The sequence below is a fragment of the Mesorhizobium sp. SARCC-RB16n genome (assembly GCF_008520305.1).
Classification (GTDB): Bacteria; Pseudomonadota; Alphaproteobacteria; order Rhizobiales; family Rhizobiaceae; genus Mesorhizobium.
Window position 1 is genome coordinate 83,389 of sequence record NZ_ML703271.1, and the last position, 26,303, is coordinate 109,691.

Below are 26,303 nucleotides of genomic sequence, written 5' to 3' on the forward strand. Positions count from 1 at the left end.
GTGCCGGTCGCGCAGCATTCCTATCGGCAACCCGTCAGGTCGCCCGCGGCGCCGGCAGTCGCTCGCGCAGTTCGTCGACAAGCACCCTGGTATTTTCGGAATAGTCGATCGGCACGACGACGAGGTGGACGCCGCCGCCGGTGAAGGCCTGTTCCAGCGCCGGTCGCAATTCGGCGATTGCGCCGACCCTGGTCCCCTTGGCGCCATAGGCCTCGGCGTATTTTACGAAGTCGGGATTGCCGAAGGTCATGCCGAAATCCGGAAATTCGTCGACCGCCTGCTTCCAGCGGATCATGCCATAGGCATGGTCTTCGAGTAGCAGCACGACGAGGTTGAGCTTGAGCCTGACGGCCGTCTCCAGTTCCTGGCTGTTCATCATGAAGCCGCCATCGCCGCAAATCGCCATGACACGGCGCTTGGGATAGAGCAGCGCCGCCATCATCGCCGACGGCAGCCCGGCGCCCATGGTGGCCAGCGCGTTGTCGAGCAGCAGCGTGTTTGCCATGCGCGTGCGGTAGTTGCGCGCGAACCAGATCTTGTACATGCCGTTGTCCAGCGCGAGGATCCCGTCGGCCGGCATTACGGCGCGTACGTCGTGCACGATGCGCTGCGGCGTGAAGCGGTCTTCGGTGGCGCGCGCGGCGATGCGGCTCAAAATGCCTTCGCGCAGCGGCAGCAGGGCCTGTGCGTTGGGGATCTTGCCTTCGACGCGGTCCGCCAGCAGCGCCAGCGACGGACCGAGGTCACCGACGATCTCGGCTTGCGGGAAATAGACCTGCTCGACATCAGCCGAGTGGTAGCCGACATGAATGACCTTCGGTCCCGTCGCGCCCATGATGAAGGGTGGCTTCTCGACCGTGTCGTGGCCGATGGTGATGATCAGATCGGCCTGCTCGATGGCCTCGTGGACATAGTCGCGCTCCGAAAGGGCCGCCGTCCCCATGTAGAGCTCGGTGCCGCCGGGCACCGTGCCCTTGCCCATCTGCGTGGTGAAATAGGGGATTTGCGTGCGCAGCACGAACTGGGCGATGTCAGGGGTCACGCGAGGGCGTGACGCCGCGGCGCCGAACATCAGCAGCGGACGCTTGGCCTCCATGATCATGCGAGCGGCGCGATCGAGCGCGTCCACGCTGGCTATGGGCAGGTCGACCGGATGCGTCGGCACCAGCGCGACCGGCTCGCATTCGGCCGCGGCGATGTCTTCCGGCAGCTCCAGATGCACGGGCCCCGGCCGCTCCTCCTGCGCGACGCGGAAGGCTTCGCGCACCAGCGAGGGGATCATCTTCGGCGAGACGATCTGGCGTGACAGCTTGGTCAGCGGCTTCATCGCCGCGACGATATCGACGATCTGGAAACGCGCCTGCCTGGATGACAGGATGCCCTTCTGGCCGGTGATCATGATCATCGGCATCGCGCCGAGCAGCGCATAGGCCGAGCCGGTCGTCAGATTGAGCGCGCCGGGGCCGAGCGTGGTGATGCACACGCCGGGCTTGCCGGTAAGCCTGCCATAGGTGGCGGCCATGAACGCGGCCGCCTGCTCGTGGCGGGTCAGGATCAACTGGATCGACGAGCGGCGGATCGATTCGACGATGTCGAGATTTTCCTCGCCCGGAATGCCGAATATCCGATCGACCCCTTCGTTCTGGAGGGCCGCCACGAACAGATCCGAACCCTTGGTCATGAACCGTCTCTCCTGCGATGCGCGCATTCCGTCAGCCACCTTCATATGGCACCAGAACGCGACGCCTCAAAGAGCGCAAGCCGTCTGCTGGCGATAACGCCATCAATTTCGGCTAGGCGGCCGCCAATGCGCTGCTCGAAGCGCGATGGCGAACAAATCACTTCTTCTGGGCAATATCGCCCTTGAAGGCGTCGCTCTCCATTCCTAAATCCCTAGCGCGGGCCGGGCCCCTCTGACTGTCGCTTTTGGCGACCGTGATGTCGGACCGCTATAACGGGCCCCCTTTCCATTTCTTTCGGTCGAGCGGGCTCATTCCTTCATTGGTTAGGAGCCCCTGATGACATCATCTCTCCTTGGCATGGTTTGCCCCTCCTGCCGCGTCGCCCTCGTGATGAGCGAACGCCAGGGGATCGAGATCGACTACTGTCCGCAGTGCCGCGGCGTCTGGCTCGATCGTGGCGAACTCCACAAGATCATCGAACGTTCCGGCAGGGATGCGTCGCCCGCGCCGCAGCCACAGCCGGCAGCGTTCTCCCAGCCGCACCACGGGCGGGGCCGCGAAGACGATTATTCCCGATCGCATGGCCAACGCTATCCGAAGCGGAAGAAATCGTTCTTCGAAGAGTTGTTCGACTGACCGTATGAGGCCGGGCTTTCCAAGGCCGGTGTTTTGCCCAAACGTCCGAAACCACATCGATAAAGGTCACCCCGATGATTTCCGGCACAAGCCGATTCGCCGCCCTCTTTGCCGGCCTGTTCCTTGCATTCTCCATGGTCGCGATCGATCATGCCGAGGCGCGGCGCGGCGGCAGTTTCGGCAGTCGTGGCACGCGCACATTCCAGTCGGCGCCGCCGACCCGGACCGCGCCGGCGCCTACCGCGCCGGTCGAACGTTCGATGACACCCAACACCGGCGTGAACAATGCGGCTCGGCAGCCGCAGGCCGGCCTGCAGAGACCCGGCTTCATGAGCGGCTTCGGCGGAACGATGATGCGCGGCCTGCTGCTCGGCGGCCTGATCGGACTGCTCGTGGGCCAGGGTTTCGGCGGTTTGGCCGGCATGTTCGGCTTCCTGCTTCAGGCCCTGCTCATCGGTGGCGCAATCATGCTAGCCATCCGGTTCTTCCGTTCGCAATCCGCGCGTGGCTCCGCGCCCGCGCTCGCCGGTATGGGCAATGCCCAGGCTTCGCGGTTCGAGAACCGCGCAACGGCACAGGAGACCGGAACCGCGGGATCCTTCACAATTCCCGGCTTTGGCGGCGGTTCGGGCGGAGGCCATGAGGCCACCCGTTCCGAGGAGATCACGCTGGCCCAGACCGACCTCGACGCCTTCCAGCAGTTGTTGACCGAGGTCCAGGAAGCATTCGGCCGCGAGGACCATGCCGCCTTGCGGCGGTCGGTGACGCCCGAGATGGTGTCCTATTTGTCGGAAGAACTGGCCGACAATGCCCAGAAAGGTCTCAGGAACGAAGTGTCCGATGTCACCCTGCTGCAGGCCGACATCGCGGAAAGCTGGCGCGAGGATGACCGCGACTACGCCACGGCCGCATTGCGCTATGAGTCGCGCGACGTGACGCGGGAACGGGCGAGCGGCAAGGTCGTCGAAGGCGACGAGGATCATCCCACGGAGACGACCGAGTTGTGGACATTCACGCGCCAGAACGGCTCGACCTGGAAGCTCTCCGCGATACAACAGGCCTGATCCCAGGCCGTAGCCGGTCGCCGTTTCGACGACAAGGGCTGCCGGCTTGGCTGGTGCTCAAGTCACGATCTTGACGCACATCGGCGTGCCGATCTCGATGGCGCGCCCGGTATCGGTGAGCATGCCGGTGCTGGCATCGCGGGCAAAGATCGAGATGCGGTCGGCGCTCTGGTTGGCTGAGAACAGATGGCCGCCCGACGGTGTCAGCGCCAGATTGCGCGGCGTGGCGCCGCCGCAAGGGACGTGGCCGACAAGGCTCAAGCCACTGGTCTGCTGATCGACCGCCATGATGACGACGCTGTCATGGCCACGGTTGCCGCCATAGACAAAACGGCCATCCGGCGAGATCTGGATGTCGGCGCAGTGGTTGGTCTCACGCGCCTCGTCCGGTACCGCCGGCTTGACGTCGAGGATCGACAACCTGCCGGTCGCATTGTCGAGCGCCATCGACACGACAGTCGAATCCAGTTCGTTCATGACAAAGACGAAGCGTCCGTTCGGGTGGAGGGCGATGTGACGCGGGCCGGCACCCGGTGGGAGTGCGGATTCTGCGAGCTTCACCAGGCTTCCGTTCTGTCCGATCCGATAAGAGACAAGCCGGTCGATGCCGAGGTCGGCGACGATTGCCGTTCCACCGGCAATGGTTTCGTTGACGCTGTGCGCATGCGACCGCTCCTGCCGCGCCGCATTCGGTCCGGTCCCCTTGTGCGAAACGCTGGCCACAGGCGGCGACAGTGCACCGTCCTTGTCAAAAGCATAGACCGCTACCGCCCGATCCGGGCCGCCCTCCCCGGCGCCATAATTGGCAACCAGGAGCTTCGTCCCGTCACGGGCGATGGCGTTGTGCGCGGTGATGCTGCCAAGGGCGGGCTGCTTGTTCAGATAGCTCAGCCTGTTCGAGGCCCGATCGAAGCCGTAGGCGGAAACAGTTCCCTCACGCCAGGTGGACACTTCCGAGTTGGCATAGAGACGCGAACCATCCGAGGTGACCGACAGGAAGGTCGGATTGTCGATGTCATTGGTCTCGGCCAGCTTCTGGATAGCCAGTGTCCTTTCATCAAAACTGTAGACACCAAGACCGACACCGCGGGCGCCCTGAAAATACGGTGCCTCCCGGTTCAGGCTGCCGACAAACACCAGACAAGCATTCCAGACACTGCGCAAGATTCCTCCTCCCCTCCCACGCTTTCGCGCGCAAAAAACCAGCCAAAATTTCGCCTGTCCTCGCTTGCAACGCAACCCCATATGTGAAAATAGTATTTACAAAAGAAGATTGACGGGAGGAGACATCGTGCAATCAGGCGCTTGGATGAGTGCTCATGGTTGTCCGGGCGCTCTCGCGAGACCGGTGGATTAAGCCATGAACGATTTCGCGCCGACCGTTGGCGTTGCCTCGACGTATCCCAAAAACATGCCCGAGGATCACGCCGCGCTGCCGGTGTGGAACGCCGAGAACTGGTTCTACGAGGACTGGCCCGTCGGCCAGAAGATCCGCTCGCTGCGCCGCACCATGGCCGAGGGCGACAGCCACCTCTTCAACACGCTGGTGCTCGACATCCATCCTTACGTGCAGGACCAGATGTTTGCCGAAAGCGAAGGCATTTTCGGCAAGCGGCTGATCGCCGGCGCGTTCGTCTTCTCGGCTGGGCTGGGGCTGGTCGCCACCAACTGCGTCAACGCCTTTTCCTATGGCTATGACAAACTGCGCTTCATAAAGCCTGTCTTCATCGGCGACACGATCTATTCGATTCGTTCCAACCTCGACAAAAAGCCTCGCTACAAGGAGATGGGGCTGATCCGCGCCAGCTACGAGGTGTTCAAGGGCGAAGGCGAGTTGGTACTCTATTGCGAACACCTGCAGACGGTGAAGTACCGCAACCCTGCCGATTTCGTCGGCAAGACGGAGAAATAGAATGCCGGCTGCAGCCGAATTGCCGCTTGCCGGCCTCGTCGTCGTCGACATGAGCCAGTTCCTGTCCGGGCCCTATTGTTCGCTGAGACTGCTCGACCTCGGTGCCCGCGTCATCAAGATCGAGCGCCCGGATGGCGGCGACCTGTCGCGCCGGCTCTATCTCAGCGACACCGAGATCGGTGGCGATTCCACCATCTTCCATGCCATCAACCGGGCCAAGGAAAGCCTTGCCATCGATCTGAAGAACGAGGCGGACCTCAAGGCATTGCGCAGGCTGCTGGCCAAGGCCGATGTGCTGATCCAGAACTTCCGGCCGGGTGTCATCGAACGCCTTGGCCTCGACTACGAAGCCGTCCGCCAGATCAACCCGCGCCTGGTCTATGCCTCGATCAGCGGCTATGGCGAGGAAGGCCCGTGGGTCAAGCGGCCCGGCCAGGACCTGCTGGCGCAGTCGCGCTCCGGCGTGATGTGGCTGAACGGCGACGAGGACCAGGGGCCGGTGCCGTTCGGGCTCGCCATCGGCGACATGCTGGCGGGCGCGGCCTGCGCGCAAGGCATCCTGGCCGCGCTGGTGCGGCGCGGCATCACAGGCCAGGGCAGCCATATCGAAACCAGCCTTCTGGAGGCGCTCGTCGATTTCCAGTTCGAGGTGCTGACCACGCATCTCAATGACGGGCGCCGTCTGCCCAGGCGCTCAAGTTTCCGCAGCGCGCATGCCTATCTCTCGGCGCCTTACGGCGTCTACCCGGCCAAGGACGGCTATCTCGCCATCGCCATGACGCCTATCCCCAAATTGGCCGACCTTCTGTCGCTCAGCGAGTTGGCCCCCTATCGCGACAGACCGGCATCGTGGTTCACCGCGCGTGACGACATCAAGGCAATCATCGCCCAGAGGATCGCAACGAAAACCATCGACGAATGGCTTGCCATTCTCGAGCCCGCCGACATCTGGTGCGCCAAGGTGTTGACTTGGCCCGAGATGCTGGCAAGCGAAGGCTTCCAGTCACTCGACATGCTACAGACGGTGACGCGCGAGGATGATGTCTCGATCCTCACCACAAGTTCTCCGCTCAGGGTCGATGGGATGAGGGCCAAGGTCGACCGCGCGGCGCCGCGCATCGGCGAGCACAGTGCGAGAATCCGCGCGGAATTCGGCCTGTGAGCACGCTCAAGGGCATGACGTGGAGCCATCCGCGCGGCTATGATCCGATGGTCGCCTGCTCATCTCTGTGGGAACGGAAAACCGGCATTGCGATCGAGTGGGACAAGCGTTCGCTGCAGGATTTCGAATCCTTCCCGGTCGAGGAGCTGGCGCGCGCCTATGACCTCATCGTCATCGACCATCCGCATGTCGGCCAGATCACGGCGGAGCGCTGCCTTGAGCCTCTCGACGTCACCGGCCGCGAGGCGGAGCGCGCCGCGCTCGCCGCGGGCAGCGTCGGCCAGTCCTATTCGAGCTACGCCTGGCAAGGCCGGCAATGGGCGTTTCCGATCGACGCGGCGGCGCAGGTGCAAGCCTGGCGGCCGGATGCGCTCGATGCGCCGGCAGCGACGTGGCGCGAGGTGCTCGATCTCGCCCGGCAGGGCCGTGTGCTGTTGCCGCTGCGGCCGCCGCATTGCCTGATGACGTTCTACACTCTGGCCGGCAATCTCGGACGCCCTTGCGCGACCGATCCGTCGGGTGATCTCATCGATATCGAGACGGGCTGCCAAGTTTTCGAGACAATGCGTGAGATCGCGGCGCTGGTCGACCCGGCTTGTTTCGAGATGGACCCGATCGCCGTTTTTGAACGGATGACGGAGGCCGGTTCCCGCATTGTCTGCGCGCCGCTGATCTATGGCTATGTCTCCTTTGCGACGTCGGGTTTTCGCGCGAACAGGCTGGCCTTTGCCGACATTCCAGTCGTTGGTTCCGATGGTCCGATCGGCTCGGCGCTTGGTGGCACAGGCATTGCGGTCTCGGTCTTTTCCGAGGCGAAAGATGCGGCGATCGATTTTGCCTATTGGATCGCCGGCGGCGATGTCCAGCGCGGTCCCTATGCCGCCGGCGGCGGTCAACCCGGACATGCAGCTGCTTGGGAAGACCAGACCGTCAATGAAGTGACCGGCAATTTCTATCGGCACACGCGCGCGACGCTGGAGGAGGCCTGGGTGCGGCCGCGCCATGACGGCTACATGGCATTCCAGCAGGCTGCATCCGATCGCATCAATTCCGGCCTGACCTCCGGCGATCGAGCCGGTCAGGTCGTCGCCGATCTCACCGGCCTGTTCCGCGCCACTACGCAGGCGGCCACCTGACGGACCTGAACTGGATCTACTTCAACCGCCACAGCTTGCGGGCGTTACCCGACAGCAGGCTGTCGCGCTCCGCAATGCTGCAGCCCGAAAGCAGCGCATGTGTCGCCGCCATCCAGGTCGAAAGGCCGCCGCCCAGCGTACAGACGGGCCAATCGCTGCCCCAGACGACGCGATCCCAGCCGAATGAATTGATGGTGTGTTCGACATAAGGCTGTAGCGTCCCGACGGTCCAACTGCCTGGGTCGGCATAGGCGACCACGCCGGAGACCTTGGCCATCACGTTCGGGCGCCGCGCGATCTCGCTCATATGTTCGCGCCAGGGATGCTCAGCATTGCCTTTAATGTCGGGAACGCCGCAATGGTCGAGCACGAACTGGACATTGGGCGCCAGATCGGCGAGCGCTATCGCCTTGGGGATCTGGTGCGGCAGCACGACGAGATCGAAGGTCAGGCCAGTGCCGCCCAGCCGCTTGATGTTCTCGCGAAACAATGCGCCTTCCGAAAGCGCATCCGGCATGACGTGAAGGACGCGGCGAAAGCCCTTGACGAAGGGATTTGCCCGCTGGCGTTCGAGATAGGCCGGGAAATCCGCCTCTTCGGGCCGGCAGGATGCGATCGCTCCTGTGAGCATGCTGCCGGGTTGCCGCGACAAACCTTCGACACGGGCGGTTTCCGCCTCGATGTCGGCCGGATCGACATCCACCTCCATGTGCAGCACACGCCCGACGCCGACACGCTGGGCCTCCACCGCATATTCCTCATAGGAGAAATCGCGGTTCAGTGCCGGCACGCCGACAAGCCAGGGATAGCGCAGAGCCGAGCGATCGATGAGATGCAGATGGGTGTCGATGATCATGGCAGGCTCCTCCGATAGCTTTCTCAGATCATCTCACGGGGGAATTCTTCATTCAAATAAGAATTCACGCTGATGAGCCGACGGCCGACCCAGCCAGATGCGACAGCTTTTCACAAGTTGCCAACAACAGCTCGATGGTCCTTGTGATGTCGGGCGCCGACGGCGCGTTGACCACGGTGATGTAGGGGATCGACAGTGCCGCGATGGCCCTGCCGTCGGAACCGCGCACCGGGGCGGAGAGGTTGAAGACCCCTGCGGTCTGCATGGAGGCCATCATCTCGTAGCCGCGGTCGCGGATCTGGTCGAGTCGGGCGAAAAACTCGGCCGGTTGCGCGGTCTTGTCGGTGCTGCGGACATGTTCGGAAATCATCATCTGCCGCTCTTCCGGTGAGCGGAAGGCGAGCAGGACATGACCGGAACCGGTGTCGAACAGGCTGATGTGCGAGCCGACCCGGATCGAGATGCCCCAGTAATTCGGGGCCTCCTGCTGGGCGATCACGACGGCGGAACCGCGATCAAAAACAACGAGTTGATTGGCCTGCTGCGAGGTCTCGGCCAGTTCGCGCATCAGCGGCGTGGCATAGGAAACCAGCCGCCGCACCGGCGCGTGCAGCTGCGCCAGGCCAAACAGCTTCAGCGTCAGCGAATAGCGGTCGCCGTCAAGTCGCGTGACGTAGCCGCGCCGCACCAGCCGGTCGAGCATGCGGTAGAATTCATTGGGGCTGCGGTCGAGTTTCTTGGCGATTTCCGCCTGCGTCAGCCCGCCATCGACGCCGGCCAGCAGTTCGAGGATGTCGAGCCCCTTGTCGAGCGCCGGCGCGCGATAGCGCTCGTCTTCGCTGTCGTCCATGGGCGATCCCTCCAGTGAATTCAGCTCTTCATATACGCAGGAACGAGACCGGCGGAAACAAATTTCGCCTTGACGTATTCATGAATGTTTTGTTTGTATATGAATGTAGCACTTCTTCATCAGACGAGGTGCGGTCGCCGCTGAGGCGCACCAAGGGAGGATACCAATGAACAGACTGCTTTCCGGCGTGTCCGCCGGCGCATTGGCGCTCGCATTCAGTGCGGGTACCGCCCTTGCCGGCGACCTGCCCGGCAAGTTCGAAGGCGTGACCGTCGACGTGAAGCTGATCGGCGGCCAGCAATATGAAAAACTCTATGAGCGCATTCCCGAATGGGAGAAGGCGACCGGCGCCAAGGTCAACATCCTGACCAAGAAGAACGGCTTCGACATCGACAAGGAGCTCAAGTCCGACATCGCCTCGGGCAGCACCAACTGGTGCGTCGGCTGGAACCATTCGTCGTTCGCGCCGCAGTACACCGGCCTCTATACCGATCTCAGCAAGCTCCTGCCGAAGTCGGAGATCGACGCGTTCGTACCCTCGACGATCAAGGCGGCAACCATCGACGGCAAGCTGGAGATGCTGCCGCGCGCGCAGTTCGACGTTTCGGCGCTCTACTACCAGAAGAGCCTCTACGAGAACGCCGACAACAAGACCAAGTTCAAGGCCAAATACGGCTACGATCTGGTGCCGCCGGACACCTGGAAAGAAGTCACCGACCAGGCCGAGTTCTTCGCCAACCCGCCGAATTTCTACGGCACGCAATTCGCCGGCAAGGAAGAGGCGATCAACGGCCGCTTCTACGAAATGGTCGTCGCCGAGGGCGGCGAATATCTCGACAAGGATGGCAAGCCTGTCTTCAACTCCGAGGCCGGCATCCGGGCGCTCGACTGGTTCGTCAACCTCTACAAGGCCAAGGCCGTGCCGGCCGGAACCACCAACTACCTCTGGGACGATCTCGGCCAGGGCTTTGCCTCGGGCACCGTCGCCATCAATTTGGACTGGCCGGGCTGGGCAGGCTTTTTCAACGATCCGAAATCGTCGAAGGTCGCTGGCAATGTCGGCGTCAAGGTCGCGCCGAAGGGCTCCGCTGGAGTACGCACGGGCTGGTCGGGTTTCCATGGCTTCTCGGTGACCGAGAACTGCCCGAACAAGGAGGCCGCTGCCTCCCTGGTCTGGTGGCTGACCAATGAGGACAGCCAGAAGCTCGAGGCCGCCGCCGGCCCGCTGCCCACCCGCACCGCGGTCTGGGATTGGGACCTGCAGCAGGCAGCCAACGATCCTTACAAGAAGGAGGTTCTGTCGGCTTTCCAGGAGGAAGCCAAGCACGCCTTTGCCGTGCCGCAGACGCCTGAATGGATCGAGATCTCGAACGCCGTCTATCCCGAGTTGCAGGCGGCGATCCTCGGCGACAAGACCTCCAAGCAGGCGCTGGATGAGGCTGCCGCCAAGGCGACGCAGATCCTGCAGGACGCCGGCAAACTCTAGGCATTGTTCCCAAGACCGCCTCCCCCACAACGATATGGGGGAGGCGATCGCGTCTTGGCGCGAGCGCTTGGGGTGATCCACAATGGACCTTCCGTCGTCGGCTGCGACGAGGAAGCCGACAACCGAAACAGTACCTCATGGAATCCTGATGAAGGGCTTCAAGCCATCCGCGCCATTCCTGCTGCTTCTTCCGGCCATCATCGTGCTGGCGGCGGTCGTCGTGGTGCCGTTGCTGCTCTCGCTCTATTCCAGCTTCACGCCTTTCCGGCTGACCAAGCCCGAGACATTCTTCGTCTTCATCGGCTTCCGGAACTATCTTTCGATCCTGGCCAACACGGATTTCTGGTGGGCGTTCGGCCGCACCGTTCTTTTGCTGACGATCGCGCTCAATCTCGAAATGCTGCTCGGCCTTGGCCTTGCAATGCTGGTCGAGAAGGCGACGCGCGGCCAGCGCATCTTGCGCACGCTGATGATGTTCCCGATGATGTTCTCGCCGATCCTCGTCGGCTTCCAGTTCAAGTTCATGTTCAACGACAATATCGGCCTGGTGAACAACGCCCTGCAGTCGCTCGGCATCACCAGCGACGCCATACCCTGGCTGATCGAGGGCCACCTCGCCTTCATCGCCATCTCGGTCGCCGAGATCTGGTCGTCGACGGCGATCTTCGCCATCCTGATCCTCGCAGGGCTGCTCGCCATGCCCAAGGAGCCTATCGAGGCGGCGCGCGTCGATGGCTGCACGCCGTGGCAGACATTCCGCTATGTGACATGGCCTTTCGTCATGCCCTTCGCCTACATCGCCATGACCATCCGCTCGCTCGACGTCGCGCGCGCCTATGACATCGTCAAGATCATGACGGATGGCGGGCCGGCCGGCCGCACCGAGCTGTTATGGACGCTGGTGGCGCGCACCGCCTATAGCGATGGACGCATGGGCATGGCCAATGCCATGGCCTATTTCTCGATCCTGCTGTCGATCGCCTTCACCGTCTATTTCTTCAACAAGCTCGCCGCGGCGCGTACGCAGATCGGCGCGGAGTGGTGATGGACGATAATTCTTCCGCCCGCCTCAAGCGCCGGCTGCTTGGTGTCGTCTATCGCATCGGCCTGTTCCTGGTGATGCTGACGATCTGCCTGCCTGGCCTGTGGATCGTGCTGTCGTCGCTCAGGCCAACGGTCGAGATCATGGCCAAGCCGCCGGTATGGATCCCGCAGGAGATTTCCTTCGACGCCTATGTCGCGATGTTCTCAGGCATCGGCAAGGGCGGCATCCCGGTCATCGAATATTTCCGCAACTCGCTGATCATCTCGGTGACCTCGACGGCGATCGCGGTCGCCATCGGCATGGCCGGCGGCTACGCCTTCGCGCGCTATCGTTTTCGCGGCAAGTCAGGCGTCTTCCTCGGCCTGATGCTGACGCGCACGGTGCCCGGCATCGCGCTGTCGCTGCCGCTGTTCTTCCTCTATGTCCGGCTCGGCATCATCGACACGCATTTCGGCCTGATCCTTGCCTATGTCGCGCTCAATGTGCCGTTCACCATCTGGCTGATCGACGGCTTCTTCCACCAGGTGCCGAAGGACCTCGCGGAAGCGGCGCAAATCGACGGCTGCACGCGCTGGCAGGCCTTCTGGCAGGTGGAGTTCCCGCTCGCCGGGCCCGGCATTGCGTCGGCGGCGATCTTCGCATTCCTGACCTGCTGGAACGAATTCGCGCTGGCCTCGCAGCTGACCCGATCGGTCAGCGCCAAGACGCTGCCGGTCGGCCTGCTCGACTACACCGCCGAATTCACCATCGACTGGCGCGGCATGTGCGCGCTGGCCGTGGTGATGATCATTCCGGCGCTCACCCTCACCTACATCGTCCAGAGACACCTCGTCGGCGGCCTGACCTCCGGCGCGGTGAAAGGCTGATCCCATGGCAACGGTTTCCCTCAAAAAGCTGACCAAGCGTTACGGCAATATCGAGATCGTGCATGGCATCGACCTCGATATCACGGATCGCGAATTCATCGCGCTGGTCGGCCCGTCAGGCTGCGGCAAGTCGACGACGCTGCGTATGATCGCCGGGCTGGAAGAGATAAGCGCCGGTTCGATCGAGATTGGCGGGCGCGTCGTCAACGATTTGCCGCCGCGCTCGCGCAACATCTCGATGGTGTTCCAGTCCTATGCGCTCTACCCGCATATGACGGTCCGCGAGAACCTCGGCTTCTCCCTGAAGATCGCCGGCGCCGCCAAAGAGGATATGGACCGCCGCGTCGCCGAGGCCTCAGCCATCCTCGGGCTCGATACTTTGCTCGACCGCCGCCCGTCGCAACTCTCCGGCGGTCAACGCCAGCGCGTAGCCATGGGCCGTGCCATCGTGCGCGATCCCGATGTCTTCCTGTTCGACGAGCCGCTTTCCAATCTCGATGCCAAGCTGCGCACTCAGATGCGCACCGAGATCAAGAAGCTGCACGCCAAGGTGCAATCGACGGTGATCTACGTCACCCACGACCAGGTCGAGGCGATGACGCTTGCCGACCGCATCGTCATCATGCGCGACGGATACATCGAACAGGTCGGCACGCCCGACGAAGTCTTCCGGCGCCCGGCGACGCGTTTCGTTGCCGGGTTCATCGGCTCGCCGCCGATGAACCTGCACGAGGCGACGGTCGACGACGGCCAGCTGGTTTTCGCCAGCGGCGCCAAGCTGCCGCTGCCCGGCCAGTTCAAGGCCAATGTCGCCGCCGGCGACAAGGTCGTGTTCGGGCTGCGGCCGGACGACATCTATCCGACCGGCCATGGCATCAGCTCCGGCGGTGCTGCCGACGTGCATCAGATCGAACTGCCGATCACGGTCACCGAGCCGCTCGGCAACGAAACGCTGGTGTTCGTCGAGTTCAACGGCAGCGACTGGGTCTCGCGCATGCTGAACCCCCGCACGCTGCGATCCGGGGAGCGCGTCGCCATGAGCCTCGACCTGTCGCAAGCACATCTGTTTGCCACCGAGACCGGAAAGACATTGCGGAGCTGACCGACATGGCAAGAATCGAGAAAATCGAACTGCGGATGGTGGACCTTGTGCCCAAGGTCAAGCGCACCGACGCCATTCAGAGTTTCGTCAGCCAGGAAACGCCAATCGTGACGATCACCGATTCCGACGGTGCCGTCGGTACCGGTTACAGCTACACGATCGGCACTGGCGGTTCGTCGGTGATGCGGCTCTTGTCCGACCACCTGGTGCCACGCCTGATCGGCCGCGACCCCGACATGATCGAGGCGATCTGGCACGATCTCGAATTCGCCACCCATGCCACCACGATCGGTGCGATCACGGCCATCGCCATCGCGGCGATCGACACCGCACTTTGGGATCTGTGTGCGAAGAAGCAGAACCTGCCGCTATGGAAGCTCGCCGGCGGCGCCAAGGACCGCTGCCCGCTCTACACCACCGAAGGCGGCTGGCTGCATATCGAGACGCAGGCTTTGGTCGACGATGCGCTGGCGGCCAAGGCGAAGGGATTTCGCGGCTCGAAGGTGAAGATCGGCAGGCCGCACGGATCGGAGGATCTTGCGCGCCTGGCGGCGGTGCGCAAGGCGGTCGGCGACGGTTACGAGATCATGACCGACGCCAACCAGGGATTCTCCGTCGACGAGGCGATCCGGCGTGCGGCGAGGTTGCGCGAACTCGATCTCGCCTGGATCGAGGAGCCGATGCCGGCCGACGACATAGACGGGCATATCAGGTTGTCGAATTCGACGCCGACGCCGATTGCCATCGGCGAGTCGCTCTATTCGATGCGCCACTTCCGCGAATACATGCAGAAAGGCGCCTGCTCGATCGTGCAGGTCGATGTCGGCCGCATTGGCGGCATCACCCCCTGGCTCAAGATCGCCCATGCGGCGGAGGCCTTCGACATTCCGGTCTGCCCGCATTTCCTGATGGAATTGCATGTCAGCCTGACCTGCGCTGTTCAGAACGGCAGGTATGTCGAGTACATTCCGCAACTCGACCAGTTGACCGGCAGGCGTATGCGCATCGAGGATGGGCATGCGCTGGCGCCCGACGAGCCCGGTATCGGCATCGATTGGGACTGGGACGCGATCAAGGCCATGAGCATCGCCGAATTCACCACGGCGATCACCGGATAGGGAAATTGACATGCAGCGGATGGGGATGATTCTGGGGCTGAAGCCGGAGAAGGTCGAGGAGTATGTCCGCCTCCACGCCGCCGTCTGGCCCGACGTGCTGATCATGATCTCGGCCTGCAACATCAAGAACTATTCGATCTACCTGAAGCGGCCGGAGAACCTCTTGTTTTCCTATTTCGAATACCACGGCACCGACTACGCGGCCGACATGGCCAAGATGGCGGCCGACCCGAAGACGCAGGAATGGTGGGCTGTCTGCATGCCGTGCCAGGAGCCGCTGGCGACCCGCAAGGACGGCGAGTGGTGGGCTTCGATGGACGAGGTCTTCCATCATGACTGAGGCCGGTTTCGACCCTGCCTCGCTCGTTCAGTCCTGGCCGAAACCTTCGAAACCCCGGCCGATCGTCACCTTCGGCGCCGGCTCGATCGTCGGCGACGCGCATTTTCCCGCCTACCGGAAGGCGGGATTTCCGATCGCGGGTCTCTACGATCCAGACCAGGACAAGGCGCAGGCCCTGGCCGACAAATGGGACGTGACGGCGTTCCGCTCGGTGGAAGAAGCCGCTGGTGTCAAGGACGCGATCTTCGATCTGGCAACGCCACCGGGGCGGCACGCCGAGATCCTGAAGTCTCTGCCCGACGGTGCGTTCGCACTGATCCAGAAGCCGATGGGCAACTATCTCGGCGAGGCAACCGAAATCCTCGAGATTTGCCGCACCGGGAATCTCAAGGCGGCCGTGAATTTCCAGCTTCGCTTCGCGCCGATGATGCTGGCGCTGAAGGACGCAATCGCCAAGGGTTGGCTCGGCGAGGTCGTCGACTTCGACGCCTGGCTGGCGCTGGCGACGCCGTGGCAATTGTGGGAATTCCTGCTCAAGGCGCCGCACGTCGAGATCGCCATGCATTCGATCCATTATCTCGACTTGATCAGGCAGTTGCTCGGCGATCCAAAGGGCATCCATGCCAAGACACTCGGCCATCCCAACCATAAGGTGGCGCAGACGCGCACCAGCGCCATTCTCGACTATGGTGACACCGTGCGCTGCGCGCTGTCGATCAATCACGACCACAAGTTCGGGCGCCGGCACCAGGCATGCGAGTTCCGCATCTGCGGCACCGAAGGTGCCGCCTACCTCAAGCTCGGTCTCAACCTCGACTATCCCAGAGGCGAGCCGGACATTCTGGAGATCTATCCGAAAGGCGGGACCGATTGGATTGCCGTGCCTTTGGCCGGCGCATGGTTTCCCGATGCGTTTGTCGGGCGCATGGCCAATGTCCAGCGCTTTGCTTGCGGAGAGGACGATGAGTTGATCAGCTCGGTCGAGGACGCCTGGAACACCATGGCTCTGGTGGAAGCCGCCTATCGTTCGAGTGCAGTGCCGGCGACGCCGATCGCAGAAAGGCCCTGATGGAACAGATCCAGTATTTCGAGGACTACGAGATCGGTTCGACGCGGCTGACCAGCGGCCGCACCATCACCGAAACCGACTTCATCGTCCATGCCGGCCACACCGGCGATTTCTTCCCGCACCACATGGACGCCGAGTTCATGAAGACGACGCCGTTCGGGCAGCGCATCGCGCATGGCACGCTGGTGTTCTCGGTTGGGATCGGGCTGACGGCGAACGTCATCAACCCAGTCGCCTTTTCCTATGGCTACGACCGGCTGCGCTTCATCAAACCGGTGTTCATCGGCGACACCATCCGGACAAGAACCACCATAGCGGCCAAGGAGGACGACCCCAAGCGGCCAGGGTCGGGACGCGTGATCGAACGCTGCGAGGTGATCAACCAGCGCGGCGAGGTGGTGCTGGCGGCCGACCATATCTACATCGTCGAACGCAAGCCTATCTGAGGTAGTGCCCGCTATGCGCCGGTGGCGCGCTTGGTGATGCGCTCCAGCCCAAGCAGCAGGACGAGCGTCGCCGCTACCAGGATCATGGTGAGTGCGGCCCCGGCAAAGATGTCGCCGCGGTCGGTGAGCGAGAAAATCGACACCGGCAGCGTCACCCAGCCCGGCGGATAGACCATCACGGTCGCGCCAAGCTCGCCCATGGATAGCGCGAAGCTCAGCCCGAAGGCTGCGACCAGGTAAGGCGCGAGCAAGGGCAGCGTGACATGCCAGAGCCGGTAGGCCGGCCGCGCTCCGAGGCTCGACGCGACCTGCTCGAAGTCGGGCGACAGCCGCGCAAGGCCGGCCGAGACATTGCCGAAGGTGAAAGCCGAGATCAGCACGAAATGCGCGATCATGACGATTGCGATCGTGCCGTTGAGCAGCAGCGGCGGATGGCTGAAGGCGACCAGCAGGCCAAGGCCGACGGACACCGAAGGCACCGCGCTCGGGATGAAGAACAAAAGGCCGAGCAGCCGCTGCAATGCGGGCCCTTGAAGACGAAGCGACAATGCCGCCCAGGCGCCGCTGACCAGCGCCAATGCGCTTGCCGCGAAGCCGGTGACGAGGCTCGCCTTGACCGCATTCCAGGCCGCGCCCCTGGCGACATCGCCGTAGTGCTCGATGGTCAAGCCATTGGGGAGCACGCCGTTCCATTGGTCGGCAAGACTGGACAAGAGGATGACCGCCAGCGGCGCTAGGAACAGCACGCCGAAGATCAGCGCGAAGATCACCCAGATGACCAAGCGGCCGGAACGTGACCATACCAGCATCGCTAGACTCCCAACCGGCCAGCGGCGAACCGGTAGAGGCCGAACAGGCCAAGCGACAGGGCTATGTTGACCACGGCAATGATGCAGGCGACCTGGTAGGCCGACTCCTGGATCGCCTTGCCATAGATCAGCAGCGGCAAAGTGATGACGCCCTTTGCGCCGATGAAGAGCACGATGCCGAATTCGTTGACGGTGAGCAGCAGGCAGAGGCTCCCGCCGGCGATGAGCGCGGGCACCGCCGCCGGCAGGATGACCTGGCGGACAATGCGGAACGGCCGCGCGCCAAGCACGCTTGCCGCTTCGATCTGGCCGCGATCAACCAAAGAGAAGGCGGCGAGCAGGGGCCGAAGAATGAACGGCGTGTACACCGTGACTTCCGCCAGCACGACACCCCAGGTCGAATAGAGGAAATCGACAGGAGGCAGCGGCAGCGAAAAGGCTTCCATCAGCCCGGAGTTGAGCATGCCGGCGGAGCCGTAGAGGAAGGTGAAGGCCAGCGTCACCAGAAAGGTCGGCAGGGCGATGAAGGTGTCGATCAGCCTGGCGATGAAGCCGCTGCCGGGAAATGGCACGAAGGCGAGGATAAGCGCCAGCACCAGGCCGACGATCAGGCATCCCGCCGTCGCCGCGACCGAGATCGTCACCGTGTTGACCAGCGCGTTGAGGAAGAAACGCGAATGGAGGACGCGGACGATCTCCGCGACATTGGCGACACCGCTGTCGTCGAGGAAGGCCTGGCGTACAATCAGCGCCAGCGGATAGAAGAACAGCAGCGCCAGCAGGGCCGCCGGCGGCACGATCCACAGCCGGCCCGGCTCCCGCTTCCTGGCCGTCGGCGCACCAATGGCAAGCGCTTCAGACACCGGCGTCTTCCGGAAGAAGCGATGTATCGGCCGGCGCAAAGAACAGCGGCACCTTTGTGCCGGGTTCCGGCAAGGCGACAGGCAGTTTCGTTGCCGAGACGCGCACCGGCGTGCCGTCGACATCGAGTACCAGATGGGTGAGTTCGCCCTGCCAGTGCACTTCCCTGAGCGTGCCGACAATGCGGTTGGTGTGCTCGTTGTCGGCCGTCAGGCTCAGATGCTGCGGCCTGATGCAGAGCAGGCTCTTGTCGCCGGCCTTCTCGCCGCGGCCGGCCCCGGTGAGCACGGCATCACCATGCGTGGCCGTGGCAAAGCCCTTCGAGCCGGCAGCCTCTGCAACCGTCACCGGCAGAAGATTGGCGCGGCCGAGGAACTCGGCGGTGAAGCGGTTTGGCGGACGGCGGTAGAGTTCGGCCGTCGGCCCATGCGAACAGACCCTGCCGTCGCGCATGATGGCGATCTTGTCGGCAAGCGTCAGCGCCTCGGTCTGGTCGTGGGTGACGTAGAGGATGGTCAGACCCGGCAGGCTGCGGTGCAGACGGGCGATTTCCTCGACCATGTTGCGGCGGATCTGCGCGTCGAGCGCCGAAAGCGGCTCGTCTAGCAGGAGCACGCGTGGCCGCACGGCAAGCGCCCGTGCAATCGCGACGCGCTGCTGCTGGCCACCTGAAAGCTCGCGGGGATAACGCCGGGCAAACGTCGCCATGCCGACGGTGGCGAGCGCATCCTTGACCCGTTCGCCGATCAGCGCCTTGTCGGCGCCTTGTGCCCGCAGGCCAAAGGCGACGTTGTCCTCGACCCGCATGTGCGGGAACAGTGCGTAGTTCTGCACCACCATGCCGAGCCCGCGCTCATAGGGCGGCAGATCGGTCACGTCGGTCGCGCCGATGCGGATGCGGCCACTTGCCGGCCGTACGAAGCCGGCCACGGCGCGCAATGCCGTGGTCTTGCCCGACCCAGATGGGCCGATCATCGCCAGGATCTCGCCCGGCGCGATGTCGAGGGTCAGCGGATGCAGGACGACATGGGTGCCGTAGGCGACGCTGACCTTGTCGAAGTGGACATTGGAACCGGCGCCGCGAACTTTCGCGGCGTCGATGTCCACGACACTGGGACCCGTGAAGGCGGCGGCCGACATGGCATGGTTCTCCGGGTTTCCCTTGCCGATCAACTTCCGGTCGCTTCGTTCCACTTCTTGACGTATTCGGGAAGCTTGCTCAGCGCCTCGTCCCAGTTCGGCGACCAGATGGTCAGGCCTTTCATCGCCTCCTGCAGCTTGGCGAAATTGGCGTCGGACGGCGCCACATCCTTGCGGGCGGGCATGCCGATGGCAATCGAGCTTACGGTCGACTGGGCTTCCTTGGCCAGCAGGAAATCGATCAGCTTCTTGCCGTTGTCGCCGTTGGGCGCACCGGTGACCAGACCGATTTCATAAGGCAGCGCGAAGGTTGAGCGCACGCCGTCAGGCCCCGCCGGCCAGAACACCTTGATGTTTGGATTGTCGGCCATCTGCGACATGTTCATCTGCAGGTCGCCGTTGGCGACGTGCAGCTCGCCCTTGTTGACCAGCGCGGTCAGCTTGCCGGTCGAGGCGGACGGGCCGACATTATTGTCCTGCAGCTTCTTCATGAAGGCGAAGCCTGCGTCCTCGCCGCCAAAGGCATGGATGATCTGCAGCATGACGGCCGTGCCGTCGCCGGCCTGGCCGGGGGTCGAATACTGGATCTTGCCCTTGAACTTCGGGTCAAGAAGATCGTTGTAGCTCTTCGGCGCTTCCGACAGCACGGCGCTGTTGTAGATGAAGTCCATGTAGTTGTTGACCAGCGGCCGGTACTTGTCGGTGCCGCCGTCGATCTGGGATGCGGCTTCAGGCTTGTAATCCTGCAGCAGGCCGTCCACGGCGGCGCGCTGGATGAAAGGCGGCAAGGTCACCAGCACGTCGGCCTGCGGGTTCGACTTCTCCTTGGCGACACGCTCGACGACGCCGCCCGAGCCTGCCTCGATATACTGAACGGTGATGCCCGTGGCCTTGGTGAAGGCGGCGAATTCTGTCTCGTACCAGCTGCCATTGCCGTCATGCAGGCCATCGGCGGAGTAGATAGTGACGACGCCGTCGGCGAGCGCCGGCCCAACGAGAGCCGCCGACGCGAGCAATGCGGCGAAAGCCGCGACCATGGTTGCGTTTCTTGATTTCATAACGAGTTCCCCTTTGATTGAAGGCACATTCTGCGATGCACTAGGACCAATCGGCCTTGGGTCTCTGACGGACGTTGAGCCGGTTGGATGTCTTCCTTGTGACAACTTGGGGATCGGCGATCGATAAGTAAAATCTATTTATTTTATGAGAGCCAAACTTTTCCTGATATTTGTCATGGAACTGTCGCATCCATGTCGTGGACGCGAACGTGGCTGCGCCGAGGTCGGCTATCAGCTTGAAAAATATCGGCTATCAGCGGAACGCGATGCCTGCCGTCTGCGCCCGCAATCGCGGATCATGCGAGCGGACGGTCACCGGGCGGCCTTCGAGAATCTCGAAACAGCGCGCGAGCGTGTCGTCCTCGAGCCTCCGCATCGCCTCATGCGTGAAAAAGGTGAGATGCGGAAAAAGGATCACATTGTCGCGACCGAACAGCGCGCTCATCGGATGGCCCGACTTCGCCAGCGGCTCCGCCGAATAGACATCGAGCCCGGCGCCACCGATGCGCCCGGCCACGATCGCCTCGAAGAGGGCCGCCTCATCGACCAGCGCACCGCGCGAGACATTGACGATGACGGCCGAGGGTTTGAGGCAGGCGAGCTCATGCTTGCCGATCAGGCCGCGTGTCTGGTCGTTCAGCACACAATGCATGGAAACGAAATCGCAGGCACGCAACATGGCATGGAGGTCGTCGGCCTTCTCGATGCCGGCGGCGTGCATTGTCGCGGCATCGACACCGGGATCAAAGCCAAGGACGCGCGCACGAAATCCCTGACCGGCCATGCGCGCCATGCTGCGGCCGATCTTGCCGCAGCCGACGAGCCCAAGCGTGGCGCCGGCAATATCGCGCCCCAACCAGCGCTGTTCGGGCCAGATCCAGCCATCGCGCGACATTGCCTGCGTGATCGCCGGCAGCCGCTTGGCCAGCGCAATCATCAGCGCGAAGGCGCCTTCGGCGACGGTTTCCTCGGCATAGTCGGGTACGTTGACCACGGGAATGCCGCGCCGCATCGCAGCGGGGATGTCGATGGCATCGATGCCGACGCCATATTTGACGATGCCCTTCAGCTGGGGAGCGGCGTCGATCACCCGCGCGGTGATCGGCGTGTAGCACATGAGCAGAAGATTCGCGTCGGCGACCGCGCTGGCGAGATCGTCTTCGGGGATGCCATCCGGCAGCGTCACAAGGTCGACGCCCCTCGCCCGCAAGCCGGCATCGATTTCAGGACATTCGAGTTCCCGGTCTGTGCGGACGGCCTTCATGGTCAGGCTGCCAACACCGCGGCTTCGACGATGTCGAGCGCCCGGTCGAGATCGGTCTTCGAAATGACCAAGGGCGGCGAGAGTGTCAGCACGTTGCCTTGGCTGATCTTGAAGCTCAGGCCTTGCTCCAGGCAGGCATAGAAAACGCGCTCGGCGAGATCGCGCGCCGGCTGGCGCGTGGCTCGATCCTCGACGAGTTCGACACCGACCATCAGCCCCCTGCCCCTGACGTCGCCGACATGAGGCGAACGCGCCATCAGGTCCTGCATGCGTCCGAGCATATGGCGGCCAAGCTCGGCCGAGCGTTCGACCAGTCCCTCCTCCAGGATGATGTCGATGGCCGTCAGCGCGGCACGCGTCGTCACCGGGTTCTTCTCATGGGTGTAGTGACCGATGGCAAAGCCGCCGGTGACGTCGAGGTCGCGGCGCGCGATCACCGCGGCGATCGGCAGGATGCCGCCGCCCAGCGATTTGCCGAGGACGACGATGTCGGGGATGACGCCGTCATGCTCATGGGCGAAGAATTTTCCGGTCTTGCCGAGGCCGGTCGGTATCTCGTCGAAGATCAGCAATGTGCCGTGCCGGTCGCAGGCCTCGCGCACCCGCTTCCAGAAACCGGGCGGCGGCGGATTGGGCGTCGCGCGCATCGGTTCGGCGACGACCGCCGCCACATCCTGCTCGCGGCCGAGGACGTAGGCGATCATGTTGGCGCAAGCGAGTCCCGAAGCTTCAAGAGAATCGTGGCCGTAGGGACAGCGATAGCCGTCCCAGGGCGCGACATGCTCGGTGCCGGTCATCATCGGGCCTGATATGTGCGAGCGGAACGTCGCCTCGCCACCGACGCTGGCAGCGCCGAAGCCGGCGCCGTGGAAGGCATCCCAGAACGACACTGTCTTGAACCGGCCGGTGGCGGCGCGCGCGATCTTCAGCGCGACCTCGATGGCATCCGAGCCGCCGGTGGTGAACAGCACCTTGCCGAGATCGCCTGGCGCTAGGGCTGCGAGTTTCTCTGCCAGTTCGACGGCGGGCTCGCAGGTGAAGCGGCGCGGCGCGAAAGAGAGATCGTCGAGCTGCTTCTTGATCGCAGCCACCAGCCTTGGGTGGCCGTAGCCGAGGTGATGCACGCTGTTGCCGTGGAAATCCATGAAGCGGCGGCCGGCGGTATCCTCGATCCAGATGCCTTCGGCCTTGGCGATCGTCGACAGGCAGGGGCTGGAAAGGCTCTGGTGCATGAAGGCGGCCGCGTCACGATCGAGCAAGCCGCGAATGCGGGGATCGTCCTGGCCGGTGTCCCAGCGACCGCGCGCGGCCGTGGTGTTGGAATCGCCCTCGGTATGCACAAGCTCGGATATCGCGGCCATTGCCCTCTCCAAAACGCGAATGAGGGAGCGCTGGCCGCTCCCTCTGTTTCCTGTCCGTCAGTCGCGCCCGGTCACGACCAGGGCAGCGAAAACGTCTTCACATTGGTATAGCTCTTCATCGCCTCGATGACGCCTTCCTTGTAGCCATTGCCCGAATCCTTGATGCCGCCGAAGGGCGACATCTCGATGCGGTAGCCCGGCACTTCCCAGATATTGACGGTCCCGACCTGCAGGCCGGCAATGTATTTCTGCATGCGGGGAAAAGAGTTGGTGCAGACGCCCGACGACAGGCCGAAGGCGGTCGAGTTGGACAGCGCGATCAGTGCCTCATCGTCATCCGGCGCGCGCACGATCGGGATGATCGGCCCGAAGGTTTCTTCCATCACCAGTTCGGATGTGTGCGGCACGCGATCGACGACGATCGGCGGCAGCAGAGCGCCCTGGCGGCCGGGGTTGTAGAGGATCTCAGCACCCTGCTCCACTGCCATGTGGACGCGGGCTTCGAACAATGCCGCCGCCTTCTCGTGCACGACGGTGCCGAGGTCGGTCGAGCGGTCCATCGGGTCGCCGAAGCGGATCTTCTTCGCCCGCTCCAGCACCAGCGGCACGAAACGGTCGGCGACGCTTTCCTGGACCAGGATGCGCTTGACCGCCGTGCAGCGCTGGCCGGAGTTTTTCGTAGCTCCGGCCACGGCGAGATCGGCGGCCTTGGCCAGATCGTCGTCGGAGAGATCGTTGAGGATGATCAGCGGATCGTTGCCGCCGAGCTCCAGCACCTGGCGCTTGTAGCCGGCGGTGCGGGCGATCATCTTGCCGACCGGCACGCCGCCGGTGAAGGTGATCAGGTCGATGTTGTCATTGGTGATCATCTCGTTGCCGATGTCGGCCGGCCAGCCGGTCACCACCGAGAGCATTTCCGGCGGCAGGCCGGCTTCGTAGAGGATGTCGGCCAAAAGCAACGCTGTCATCGGTGTCAGTTCAGTCGGCTTCACCACCACGCAATTGTTGGTGGCGATCGCCGGCGCCACCTTGTGCGAGACCATGTTGAGCGGATGGTTGAACGGCGTGATCGCCGAGATCGCCTTCAGTGGCTCGCGGGTGGTGAAGATCTTGCGCGCCTTGCCGTGCGGAGTGAGATCGCAGGAGAAGATCTGGCCATCGTCCTGGATGCACATCTGCGCCGACAGCGTGAAGACATCATAGGCGCGGCCGACTTCGTAGAGCGAATCGGTCTTGGAGATGCCGAGCTCGAGCGTGATGAGATCGGAAATTTCTTCCCGGCGCGATGCCAGCACTTCCGCGGTGCGAAACAGGATCTGCTGGCGCTCATAGCGCGTCAGCTTCGACTTGTAGCCGGCAGCGATCTCGAAGGCTTGGCGGGCATGTTCGGCGCGACCGGCGGGAACGGTGCCGATGACGGTGTCGTTCCAGGGGTAACGCACCTCGACGACGCTGTCGGCATCGACTTTCTTGCCGGCAATGCGCATCGGCTCGTGGCGAACTTTGATGGCAGGGTCAAGCTTGGTCATGTCGGTATTCCTGGGTGCTCAGAGAACCGCGTTGATTTTTCGGAGGCAGGAGCATCACGCCTCGGCAATGGCTTCCCTCACTCCGTCGCCGCTTTGCGGCGCCACCTCTCCCCCCTCCGGAGGGAGAGGAAGGGAGCCAAGGCTGGCGAACTCGCGCCCTTCCTCTCCCCCGTCGATCGGGGGAGAGGTGGCGAGCGAAGCTCGACGGAGTGGGGGTCGACATCTGGCTCAGCCTAGGCCAGCGCGGCCGCCATGGTCGCGTAGTAGAAGGCGTCGAAATTGCGCAGCGTGGGTTCGTTCGGCAGGTCGGGCAGCACGCGGTTGACGATGAACGGCACTTCCTGCTCGGTCAGCCCGCCATGCGAGCGCAGCGGCTCGTTGAGGGCAGCGAGATCATGGCGGTGTTCGCTGGTGCCGATCGTTTTGTTCTCGGTCGAAATCAGCACGATGTCGCCGATGCGGTTGGCCGGCAGCTCGAAACGCTCGCAGGCATCAGGGCTGTCGACGACCAGCATGATGCCGTCGATCTTGGCCAGCCGCGCCATGATGCCGGCCCGGTCAGCGCCATCAGGCAGATAGGCGGTGGCGAAAGAGCCGAGAGCCCCGTGATGCACGACATAGGGGTCGGTGATCGGCAGGATGACGCGGGCGGCGTCCTTGCCCAGCCATTCGTCGAGCAGGTCCTGGACATAGACGACGTCGGGCGAACCGTCCGCCTTGTGCTTGGGCTTCATTCCGTGGTCGGCGGTGACGACGATCGCCGCGCCCAGCGCGTCAAGCTCGGTCAGGTACTTGTCGAACATCTCGTAGAAAGCGTTGGCCTGCGGCACGCCCGGTGCGTATTTGTGCTGCACGTAATCCGTCGTCGTCAGGTACATGATGTCGGGACGGAATTCCTTGAGCAGCTGGACGCCGGCGGCAAAGACGAATTCCGACAGTTCGGCCGAATAGACTTCCGGCACCGGCAGCCCGAAATGCTTCGAGGCATTGTCGATGCCGTGCTCGGCCACGGTGGTGGTGTCCGACTTTTCGGCCGAGAAGCACAGCGCGCGGCCTTCGTCGAAGGCGAGGCCCTTGCCGAGCAGCGCACGCAGCTTGTCCTTGGCGGTCACCACCGCGACCTTGGCGCCGGCATCATAGAAGGCCTGAAAAATGGTCGGCGCGCGCAGGAAGCGCGGGTCGTTCATCATCACTTCCTTGCCGGTCTCGCGCTCGTAGAGATAGTTGCCGCAAATGCCATGCACGGATGGCGGGCGACCGGTGGCGATCGACAAATTGTTGGGGTTGGTGAAGCTCGGGATGACCGAGTGGGCAAAGCGGACCGTGCCCTTCTCCTTGATCCTGACCAGAGCCGGCATCAGCCCGGCCTTGATCGCTTCGTCGAGATAGGCCGGCTCGCAGCCGTCAAGGCAGATGGCGATCGCCGGCACGCGCGGCCATGCGTAGGTGCGGCCGTTGACCGCGACGTTGATAGGAGACATCTGGTTCATCTGGTATCCTCGAAATCGGCC

The 26,303-nt window shown here is 63.4% G+C and carries 25 protein-coding genes; 13 read left to right on the forward strand and 12 right to left on the reverse strand.

Annotation, left to right across the window (positions count from 1 at the left end):
* Window positions 1-34: 34 nt before the first annotated feature.
* Window positions 35-1,681 (reverse strand): acetolactate synthase large subunit, encoded by a 1,647-nt coding sequence (locus C7I87_RS20080; protein WP_149905847.1) that lies wholly within the window; start codon window positions 1,679-1,681, stop codon window positions 35-37.
* Window positions 1,682-2,018: 337 nt separating this feature from the next.
* Here C7I87_RS20080 and C7I87_RS20085 point away from each other — a divergent pair, with 337 nt between their 5' ends.
* The gene (locus C7I87_RS20085) at window positions 2,019-2,318 is read left to right on the forward strand and encodes a TFIIB-type zinc ribbon-containing protein (RefSeq protein ID WP_188393913.1); all 300 of its coding nucleotides are present in this window, start codon (window positions 2,019-2,021) and stop codon (window positions 2,316-2,318) included.
* Window positions 2,319-2,392: 74 nt separating this feature from the next.
* Entirely contained in the window at window positions 2,393-3,382 is a 990-nt protein-coding gene (locus C7I87_RS20090; protein WP_149905849.1) for a Tim44 domain-containing protein, read from the forward strand.
* Window positions 3,383-3,439: 57 nt separating this feature from the next.
* Here C7I87_RS20090 and C7I87_RS20095 read toward each other — a convergent pair whose 3' ends face one another.
* Window positions 3,440-4,546 (reverse strand): lactonase family protein, encoded by a 1,107-nt coding sequence (locus C7I87_RS20095; protein ID WP_246696321.1) that lies wholly within the window; start codon window positions 4,544-4,546, stop codon window positions 3,440-3,442.
* A 196-nt stretch (window positions 4,547-4,742) separates the two neighbouring features.
* On the opposite strand from C7I87_RS20095, the gene C7I87_RS20100 reads away from it, so the two are divergent.
* The 3 genes from C7I87_RS20100 to C7I87_RS20110 are packed head-to-tail and all read left to right on the forward strand — an operon-like array spanning window position 4,743 to window position 7,592.
* Entirely contained in the window at window positions 4,743-5,294 is a 552-nt protein-coding gene (locus C7I87_RS20100) for a MaoC family dehydratase (protein WP_149905851.1), read from the forward strand.
* Between the two features lies 1 nt (window position 5,295).
* Window positions 5,296-6,456 (forward strand): CaiB/BaiF CoA transferase family protein, encoded by a 1,161-nt coding sequence (locus C7I87_RS20105; RefSeq protein ID WP_149905852.1) that lies wholly within the window; start codon window positions 5,296-5,298, stop codon window positions 6,454-6,456.
* 14 nt (window positions 6,457-6,470) lie between these two features.
* Window positions 6,471-7,592: an extracellular solute-binding protein gene (locus tag C7I87_RS20110; protein WP_149905954.1), complete on the forward strand. Its 1,122-nt coding sequence runs from the start codon at window positions 6,471-6,473 to the stop codon at window positions 7,590-7,592.
* A gap of 16 nt (window positions 7,593-7,608) precedes the next feature.
* On the opposite strand, the gene C7I87_RS20115 is transcribed toward C7I87_RS20110, so the two are convergent.
* Window positions 7,609-8,448 carry an amidohydrolase family protein gene (locus C7I87_RS20115; protein ID WP_149905853.1) on the reverse strand — a complete coding sequence of 280 codons (840 nt, stop codon included), beginning with the start codon at window positions 8,446-8,448 and terminating at the stop codon, window positions 7,609-7,611.
* Between the two features lie 64 nt (window positions 8,449-8,512).
* A complete protein-coding gene (locus C7I87_RS20120) occupies window positions 8,513-9,298 on the reverse strand; it encodes an IclR family transcriptional regulator (RefSeq protein ID WP_149905854.1) in 786 nt (261 codons plus the stop codon).
* A gap of 166 nt (window positions 9,299-9,464) precedes the next feature.
* Between C7I87_RS20120 and C7I87_RS20125 the strand changes: the two genes are divergently transcribed.
* The 8 genes from C7I87_RS20125 to C7I87_RS20160 all read left to right on the forward strand — a co-directional run bounded on the left by C7I87_RS20125 (window position 9,465) and on the right by C7I87_RS20160 (window position 16,770).
* Window positions 9,465-10,784, forward strand: a complete 1,320-nt coding sequence (locus tag C7I87_RS20125; protein ID WP_149905855.1) for an ABC transporter substrate-binding protein — start codon at window positions 9,465-9,467, stop codon at window positions 10,782-10,784.
* 148 nt (window positions 10,785-10,932) lie between these two features.
* A complete protein-coding gene (locus tag C7I87_RS20130; protein ID WP_149905856.1) occupies window positions 10,933-11,829 on the forward strand; it encodes a carbohydrate ABC transporter permease in 897 nt (298 codons plus the stop codon).
* Window positions 11,829-12,695, forward strand: a complete 867-nt coding sequence (locus C7I87_RS20135; RefSeq protein ID WP_149905857.1) for a carbohydrate ABC transporter permease — start codon at window positions 11,829-11,831, stop codon at window positions 12,693-12,695. Before C7I87_RS20130 ends, C7I87_RS20135 begins: the two co-directional genes overlap by 1 nt.
* Before the next feature lie 4 nt (window positions 12,696-12,699).
* Window positions 12,700-13,797, forward strand: coding sequence for an ABC transporter ATP-binding protein (locus C7I87_RS20140; RefSeq protein WP_149905858.1), 1,098 nt, complete (start codon window positions 12,700-12,702; stop codon window positions 13,795-13,797).
* 5 nt (window positions 13,798-13,802) lie between these two features.
* On the forward strand, window positions 13,803-14,915 hold the full coding sequence (locus C7I87_RS20145) for a mandelate racemase/muconate lactonizing enzyme family protein (RefSeq protein WP_149905859.1): 1,113 nt from the start codon (window positions 13,803-13,805) through the stop codon (window positions 14,913-14,915).
* Window positions 14,916-14,925: 10 nt separating this feature from the next.
* Window positions 14,926-15,255: an L-rhamnose mutarotase gene (locus C7I87_RS20150; RefSeq protein ID WP_149905860.1), complete on the forward strand. Its 330-nt coding sequence runs from the start codon at window positions 14,926-14,928 to the stop codon at window positions 15,253-15,255.
* Window positions 15,248-16,324 carry a Gfo/Idh/MocA family protein gene (locus C7I87_RS20155; RefSeq protein WP_149905861.1) on the forward strand — a complete coding sequence of 359 codons (1,077 nt, stop codon included), beginning with the start codon at window positions 15,248-15,250 and terminating at the stop codon, window positions 16,322-16,324. The genes C7I87_RS20150 and C7I87_RS20155 overlap by 8 nt, the downstream gene beginning before the upstream one ends.
* On the forward strand, window positions 16,321-16,770 hold the full coding sequence (locus C7I87_RS20160; RefSeq protein ID WP_188393916.1) for a MaoC/PaaZ C-terminal domain-containing protein: 450 nt from the start codon (window positions 16,321-16,323) through the stop codon (window positions 16,768-16,770). Before C7I87_RS20155 ends, C7I87_RS20160 begins: the two co-directional genes overlap by 4 nt.
* Window positions 16,771-16,781: 11 nt before the next feature.
* On the opposite strand, the gene C7I87_RS20165 is transcribed toward C7I87_RS20160, so the two are convergent.
* The 8 genes from C7I87_RS20165 to phnA form a co-directional block, all read right to left on the reverse strand.
* Window positions 16,782-17,579 (reverse strand): ABC transporter permease subunit, encoded by a 798-nt coding sequence (locus C7I87_RS20165; protein WP_149905863.1) that lies wholly within the window; start codon window positions 17,577-17,579, stop codon window positions 16,782-16,784.
* A 2-nt stretch (window positions 17,580-17,581) separates the two neighbouring features.
* Window positions 17,582-18,442: a 2-aminoethylphosphonate ABC transporter permease subunit gene (locus C7I87_RS20170; protein ID WP_149905864.1), complete on the reverse strand. Its 861-nt coding sequence runs from the start codon at window positions 18,440-18,442 to the stop codon at window positions 17,582-17,584.
* Window positions 18,435-19,580, reverse strand: coding sequence for an ABC transporter ATP-binding protein (locus C7I87_RS20175; RefSeq protein ID WP_149905865.1), 1,146 nt, complete (start codon window positions 19,578-19,580; stop codon window positions 18,435-18,437). Before C7I87_RS20175 ends, C7I87_RS20170 begins: the two co-directional genes overlap by 8 nt.
* Before the next feature lie 29 nt (window positions 19,581-19,609).
* Window positions 19,610-20,638, reverse strand: a complete 1,029-nt coding sequence (locus tag C7I87_RS20180) for a 2-aminoethylphosphonate ABC transporter substrate-binding protein (protein WP_149905866.1) — start codon at window positions 20,636-20,638, stop codon at window positions 19,610-19,612.
* A 253-nt stretch (window positions 20,639-20,891) separates the two neighbouring features.
* Entirely contained in the window at window positions 20,892-21,902 is a 1,011-nt protein-coding gene (locus C7I87_RS20185; protein WP_149905867.1) for a 2-hydroxyacid dehydrogenase, read from the reverse strand.
* A 2-nt stretch (window positions 21,903-21,904) separates the two neighbouring features.
* Window positions 21,905-23,263, reverse strand: a complete 1,359-nt coding sequence (locus C7I87_RS20190) for a (R)-1-hydroxy-2-aminoethylphosphonate ammonia-lyase (protein WP_149905868.1) — start codon at window positions 23,261-23,263, stop codon at window positions 21,905-21,907.
* Between the two features lie 71 nt (window positions 23,264-23,334).
* Window positions 23,335-24,792: a phosphonoacetaldehyde dehydrogenase gene (gene phnY / locus C7I87_RS20195; RefSeq protein ID WP_149905869.1), complete on the reverse strand. Its 1,458-nt coding sequence runs from the start codon at window positions 24,790-24,792 to the stop codon at window positions 23,335-23,337.
* A 233-nt stretch (window positions 24,793-25,025) separates the two neighbouring features.
* Window positions 25,026-26,282, reverse strand: a complete 1,257-nt coding sequence (phnA, locus tag C7I87_RS20205) for a phosphonoacetate hydrolase (RefSeq protein WP_149905870.1) — start codon at window positions 26,280-26,282, stop codon at window positions 25,026-25,028.
* Between the last annotated feature and the right edge of the window lie 21 nt (window positions 26,283-26,303).